Origin of the sequence: Streptomyces sp. MB09-02B, assembly GCF_033794485.1 — a bacterium.
In the GTDB taxonomy this organism is placed as follows: Bacteria; Actinomycetota; Actinomycetes; order Streptomycetales; family Streptomycetaceae; genus Streptomyces.
In genome coordinates, this window is record NZ_JARGEE010000444.1 from 1 (window position 1) to 6,801 (window position 6,801).

Consider the following 6,801-nt stretch of genomic DNA (forward strand, 5'->3'; position numbering starts at 1 on the left):
CGTGAGCCATGAACGGCAGCGGCCTGATAGCCACACCCGGCACCCCTGGGCGACCCAACCCTACGAACGGCTCGATCAACCCGCTCAAGAAGGTAGAGCCGCCTGAGGGGTTCGTGACCACTTTGCCGCCATAGGTGTTGTTGCCGTCGAGCACGAACTTCTCGCCGGTGCCCTCCGGAGTGAGACCGAGGGCTCTCCAGTCGCGTACGCGCTTTTTGACGGGCTGTTCCAGCAGGCGCTGCTGAGGCATCTGAGCGCCCGGGAGAGCGCTGCGGCCGACTTGACGGCGGGCGTGGAGCAGCTTCTGGATCAGTTGGTCGTCTCTGTCTGACCGGGAGCTGTGGAGCTGTCCGGGCGACCATGTGACCGCCTCCTGCCTGGGCCGTTGTGGTGGCATGGGGCGGGGCGATCTGACAGATGCCGAGTGGAAACGGCAGCCGGCTCACCCGCGCCACGCTGACCGCGACCGAACGGGCCTTCTTGACGGCGCGCAGTGCCGCAGTAAAACGGCAGTTGGCGCAGCCTTCTGTCGGGGGCTGGTCCGGAAACGGTCCGGATCTTGGTCTGGCGGCGCCGGTTCGGGTCGTGCTGGGGCTGCAGTGCGAGCCATGGGGAGCGAGCGGAACCGTACGGGGCAGACGGTCGGCTGCTCGGACGCCGGTTTACCACCTCGGTCTCGGCCGACGGACGGCCGGCTCGCGGCGCGGCTGACCGCCCGACGTGAGGCTCGGTGCGCCACGATGTCGGCTGCCCCGCACGTTGAAGCCGTGCGGGGCAGCCGGCGAGTAGGGATTGCGGTCAGACCCAGGGGTTGACCGCCCTGAAGGAACTGTCGGCGCGGAAGGTGGCGTTGTCCTGGAAGGGGTCGATGCGCAGCTCGTAGTTGTAGTGGCGGAGGTAGCGGCCGGGGTAGTTGGAGGACTCCAGGCTGACCGAGCCTGCGGCCGAGCCAGGGCGGGCGCAGTAGGTGGCGTCCTTGTGGAAGGTGGCCGTGCCGTTGTTCACGTCGAAGCGGATCCGGAAGTCCTTGTGGCGCAGGTAGCGGCCTGAGGAGTCGCGGAACGAGTAGCAGGTGGAGTCGGCCAGGCCGGGGACGATGGTGAAGGTGGCGCTCTGCTTGACCGCCGTGGTGCTGGAGGAGGTCACCGGGTCGAGGTAGCCGAGGCCGTCCGACCGCACGTCGGCGTAGCGGCCGGTGAAGTTGACCGACTGGAGCGAGCGGTTGGTGTGCGTCGGCAGGGTGGTGCCGACGGAGACCGGGTCGATGCTGCTCAGTGTGGGGACGACCTTCTTGATCAGGCCGTCGGCGTCGAACTCCAGCTTGTCGATGGTGGTTTCGCGGTGGGTGCCGTCACCGCCGGGGATGGCGAAGCGGTGGTAGGCGATGTACCAGTCGTCGGTGTTCGGGACGTGGACCACGGAGTGGTGGCCGGGCCCCTTGATGCCCAGGTCGAGGCGTTTCTCCAGAGTCACACTGCGCTTGGTCCAGGGGCCGGTGGGGGAGGAGCCGGTGGCGTAGGCGACGCGGTAGTTCTCGTCACGTGTGTCGTTCTCCGACCACATGAAGTAGTAGGTGCCGTTGCGCTTGATGACGAAGGTGCCCTCGTTGTAGCCGCTGGGGGTGATGTCGGTGACCTTGGAGGCGTCGAAGGAGACCATGTCGTCGTTCAGAGGGACCACGTACGCCCTGCCGTTGCCCCAGTAGAGGTACCGCTTGCCGTCGTCGTCGGTGAAGACCGCAGGGTCGATCATCTGGCCGGTGTAGGCGCCGCGGGCGATCAGCGGCTTGCCCAGGGGGTCCGTGAACGGGCCGGTGGGTGAGTCGGAGACCGCGACACCGATGTTCGCGTCGGCCGAGTAATAGAAGTAGTACTTGCCGTTCCTCTCGGCCATCGTCGGGGCCCAGGCCCGGGCGTCGGCCCAGCTGACGTCGGGTCCGAGGTCCAGGATGACGCCGTGGTCCGTCCAGTGGACCAGGTCCTTGGAGGAGTACGCCTTGAACTGCGTGCCGCTCCAGCCCGCGAAGCCGTCGGTGGTCGGGTACATGTAGAAGGTGTCGCCGAACCGGACGATGTTCGGGTCGGCGGTGAGCCCGGGAAGCACTGGGCTCTTCATTTCCAGCGCCTCGACCGTCCAGGTGCGCTTCTCGCCATCAGGGCCGGTCACCTCGTACGTCACGGGCGCGCTGAAGTCGCGTGGAGTGCCGGAGGACGGGCTGATGGACGAGTCCTGGGCGATGGTGAACTGCGGGGCGAGTGTGGTGAGGTCGGTGCCCTCGGTCAGCGGGAGGGTGATCTTGCTGTTGGCGTCGTCGACGATCGCGTCGATCTTCAGCTTGGGGTGGGTGGCCGCGCCGATGCCTGTGGTGTTTCCGCTGAGATCGAGAACCTCACCGGGTGCCAGCGCACGGTTGTAGACCCGGAAGTCGCGGATCTTGCCCTTGAAGAGCTTGTCACTGGTGTAGAGCGACTTGCCGATGTAGTTGGCCGTGGTGATGCCGGACCCGATGGAACCGGGGGTGAGGGTGACCGAGGTGTTGCGGGCCTTTTCGACGCCGTCCTCGTACAGGACACCCGTGGTGCCGGTCTGGGTGTAGGTGACGTGCTTCCAGACCGAGCGCTGCAGCGCGGCGGAGGTCCGGGTGTTCTGCTCGGTGGAAAAGCCCCCGGAGGCGATCGCGGTCCTGAACGAGTCGCCGGTGGTGAACAGGTACCCGTTGCCGGTGCCGCTGCTCGCGGTGTTGCCGAAGCCGTAGAGGAAGTACGGCGTGGCCTGGTTCGCGTCGATCTGCACGTCCATCGAGACGGTGATCGAGTTCATGCCGCTCATGATGTTGTCCGGCACCTTGATGGAGGTGCTGGACCCGTTGAACGTGAGCCCCTCCCCGTTGCCCGACCAGCTCGCGGTGCCGTTGACGGTGCCGTTGCGGCCGTTGCCGGAGGCGTCCGCCGCCACGGTGCCCGAGGTGGCGTCGAGTTTGTACCAGAGAGCCAGGCCGTCGGTGATCTCCGCCGCCCGGGCGGGGGCCGCCGGGCCGACGACGCCGACCATGAGCGTGGCGGCGGCGACGGAGGCCAGAGCGCCCTGCCTCATTCTTCGGCGGCACTGAAGTCTCGCGCTGTGCATGGTTCACATCCCCTGAAGAAGACATGCATGAGGAGGAGCGGGACGCGACGCCTCGGTCGAGGTGCCGCGTCCCGCCCCGAATGACATGTGGTGTCGCGTTGCGCCCGTGAGTGGGATGCCGGTGCCTTCCTCGCTTGAGGGCGGGCGGCAGGTGGGGCGTCGCCCGAGGGCGCCGGCATCCCTGTCAGGTCAGCTCGTCAGACGGAAGGTGGCGTCGCTGCGTCCCGTCGCGGTGGTGATCGGTTCGAGCTTCAGCTGGTAGGCGTAGTGGCGGATGTAGCGGTCGGGGTGGTTGTACGACTGGTACGAGGACCAGGACGAGTCGGCGAGTCCGGCGACCTGACGGAAGGTGGCGTCGGCGGCGAACTGGGTGGTGCCGTCGTTGTAGGCCAGCTGGAAGTCGAATCCGGAGTGCCGCAGGTAGTAGCCGGGGAAGTTGACCGACTCGAAGGAGACGGTGCCGGAGCCGGCCAGGCCCGGTCGCGGCCGGAACTTGGCGTCGTCGTTGGTGACGTTCTGGTCGATGCGCACGTCGAAGTTGGTGTGCCGCACGTAGCGGTCCTGGAAGTTGAAGGACTGCAGCCGCTGGGCCGGGGTGTTCGCCCAGCGCGCCTGGATCCGGGCGTCCTCGGCGGCCGTCAGGTTCAGGATCGAGCCGTGGCGCTTCTTGGTGCCGCCCAGGGAGTAGGTGCCCGACGCCGGGAGCTTGTAGGTGCCGGAGGCGGACGGGTTGGTCGTCGTGACCGGCATGTATCCCTTTCCGGCCGCGTACTGGTCGAGGTAGAGCGTCCACTCGTTGCGGTCGCGGAACTTCAACCACATCGGACCCTCGACCTGGGAGCCGGTCAGGCCGATGCCGGAGAGGTTGCCGAGGTTGGTCCAGGTGCCGAGGATCGAGTTGCTGCCCTCAAGGGTGATCTGGCCGTCGCCGGAGGCCCGTACGTAGCGGTAGTTGCCGACGCCGGAGGGGACCTCGACGATCTGGGTGTCGATGATCTCCTGGGTGCCGGGGCGCTCGATGTAGATCTGGGGGGTGGTGATCGTGCGGAAGTCGCTGGTGCGGGCGTAGTAGATGCGGTGCTTCGTCACGCCGTTGAGGGGCTTGTTCGTCGCCCAGTACAGGACGTAGTCGTTGCTGGCCGGATCCCAGATCGCTTCGGGCGCCCAGGCGTTGCGCCCGTCAGGGATCGCGCCGGCGACGTTGAGCAGCCACGGCGCCGACCAGGTGACCAGGTCGCTCGACTCCCACACCACAAGACTGCGACTGCCGTCGTTGATGGACGAACTCCACGTCTGCCCGCAGTCGATGCACAGGTCGGTCGCGATGATCCAGTACTTGCTGCCGTCGGGCGAGCGGACCAGTGCGGGGTCGCGCACGCCGCGCGTGCCCACGGTGGAGCGCAGGGTCATCCCGCCGCCGTTGAGGTCGGTCCAGTTCAGACCGTCCGCGCTGTACGAGAAGTACATCTGCTGACCGGTCGCCCCCTCCCCGATGAAGTGCGTCATCAGATAACCCGGGTCGGCGGCGGCGGCCCGCTGAGGTGTGGTCACGACCTGGGCGGTGAAGAGCAGGCAGGCGGCGACGAGTATCGCCGCCAGCCGTGAGAGAACCGCGGGCATGTGCGTTCCTGTCTTTCTGGAGTGCCGTGATCAGGTGCAGGTGCAGGTGCAGGTGCGGGCGAGGAGGTCCGGCCTCCGCACCGTTGGGGGAGGCCCGGCTCCGCCCGAGGGGACGCCGCGTCGCTCTGGTCGGCGGCCGACGTGGCGCGGTTTCCGCGTGAGCATGGCAGAGACCGGGGGCCCAGCCGTGGCGGGTCGGGTGACTAAGGCAGCGGAGAGGGCCGCCGGAGCCGGCTCAGGAGCAGGCCGGAGACAGATGCGGAACACGGGCTGTCCCCTTTGACGGCCATGGTTCGAAAAATCGAACATTGTTCGCAAGTTCGATCAGAAGATAGGTCTCAGTCGGAAGCCCGTCAATGAAACAGACCAGTTCGATTTCACGAGTTCGCATTCCGTAACCGTCCATGACGGTGACACTTACTCTGCTGGGCCTCTTGAGCTGCGAAGACTTCCCTACGCGCTCGGGCCCGCGCGTGAGAACGCCGACGGCACCACCACTGACAGGGCACTGCGAACAGGACAGGGATCTCGCGTGCGAGCACGTAACGCCGAAACCTCCGTCCTCGGCGGCCTCGGAGAGCAGCATCGGCCCGGTGGATCGAACGTCGGCCAGCCGACGCGACGCCTCGCGTCCAGTCCGGCGCAGGCGTGCTCGCGCCAGCGGGCAGCCACCGCGCAGCGCCAGCCGCATGCGACGGCGACCTCGGCGGCCGCAGCGAGCGACTTCTGGTCCGCCCCGACGACCTGTGCTGCGGCCTGACCTGGGTGAGCACCGGACAGCTGTCCGTGGCGCGCCGCATCATGGCCCGTACGGCCGCCCGCCTGGACGACGGCGGCGACCGGCCCGTCGTCGTGGCCGAGCCCAGCTGCGCCGCGGCGCTCGAGCGTGACGTGCCCGAACTCCTCGGCACCGACGCCGCCCGGCGCGTCGCGGCCCGCGTCCACACCCTCACCGGAGCCCCGACCGACCTCGCCGCACCCGGCTGGACGCCCCCGGGACTGCCGGACGACGTCCTGCTGCAGATCCACTGCCACGAGTACGCCACGTTCATTCGACCCGCGGACACCAGCCGTCGTCGTGGCGGACGAATTCAGCTGCGCCACCCAGGTCGACCACCTCGCCGGAGACCGGGGCATTCGCGCCCTGCACCTCGCGGAACTGCTGGACCCCGCCGCCGACCGCCCCGGACAGTCGGAGCAGATGCCCCGCACGGCTCAGGAGGCGGTATACCCGCCGTCGACGGTCAGGACCGATCCGGTCACGTACGACGACTCCGACGATGCGAAGAAGAGCACCGCGTCGGCGACCTCTTCGGGGGTGGCGAGGCGCTGGAGCGGGATCGTGCTCTCGCGCTCGCGGCGGTAGGCCTCGGGGTCTGGCCTGCGCTGGAACGCCGCTTCGATGATCGGGGTGGCGGTCAGGCCAGGGGCGACGACATTGACACGGATGTTGCGCGGGGCCCACTCGATCGCCGCGCCCTTGGCGAGCATGATGAGGCCCCCCTTCGCGGCGGAATACAGGACCTGCCCGGCCATGCCGACCATGCCCAGCCGTGAACTGACGCAGACGAAGGAGCCGCCGGACTCGGGCATCAGCGGCGCGAAGTGCTTCATCACCAGGAACGCGCTGAGCAGGTTGCTCTCCAGCACGGTCTTCGCGTCGTCGCGGGCCATCTCGGTGAGCGGACCGGCGGCCTGCAGGCCGTGGTTGAGGACGACGACGTCGACGGTGCCGAAGGACTCCGCTGCCTGCTTGGCCAGGTGCTCGACGAACGCCTCGTCGTTGAGGTCTCCGGGAACGTACAGGTCGTCAGGCTGAGCGCTGTCGAGCCACTCCTTGCGGCCGGTGAGCAGCAGCCGCCCGCCCTCACGGCGGAAGTGGGAACTCACCGCCTGCCCAATGCCACTGCTCGCGCCTGTCACCAGGGCCGTGATGTTCTCGAGTCTCATGGCTGTCTCTTTTCACCATCTGCCGCTGCCGACGAATAACCTTTTTTAGATCTCGATGGTCACCTTACATATAAAAAAAAAAAAAAAAAAAAACAACATGATGTA

At 67.5% G+C, this 6,801-nt stretch carries 2 protein-coding genes and 2 pseudogenes; all 4 read right to left on the minus strand.

Translation table 11 applies throughout. The features are described 5' to 3' along the window. Positions 1 to 250: pseudogene (locus P1P70_RS37320) on the minus strand (hypothetical protein); the annotation flags it as partial. Between the two features lie 548 nt (positions 251 to 798). Beyond that, a pseudogene (locus tag P1P70_RS37325) lies at positions 799 to 3,084 on the minus strand (family 43 glycosylhydrolase); the annotation flags it as partial. Positions 3,085 to 3,315: 231 nt separating this feature from the next. After that, positions 3,316 to 4,746 (minus strand): glycoside hydrolase family 43 protein, encoded by a 1,431-nt coding sequence (locus P1P70_RS37330; RefSeq protein ID WP_319245677.1) that lies wholly within the window; start codon positions 4,744 to 4,746, stop codon positions 3,316 to 3,318. Positions 4,747 to 5,961: 1,215 nt separating this feature from the next. After that, on the minus strand, positions 5,962 to 6,696 hold the full coding sequence (locus P1P70_RS37335) for an SDR family NAD(P)-dependent oxidoreductase (protein WP_319245679.1): 735 nt from the start codon (positions 6,694 to 6,696) through the stop codon (positions 5,962 to 5,964). Positions 6,697 to 6,801: the final 105 nt, after the last annotated feature.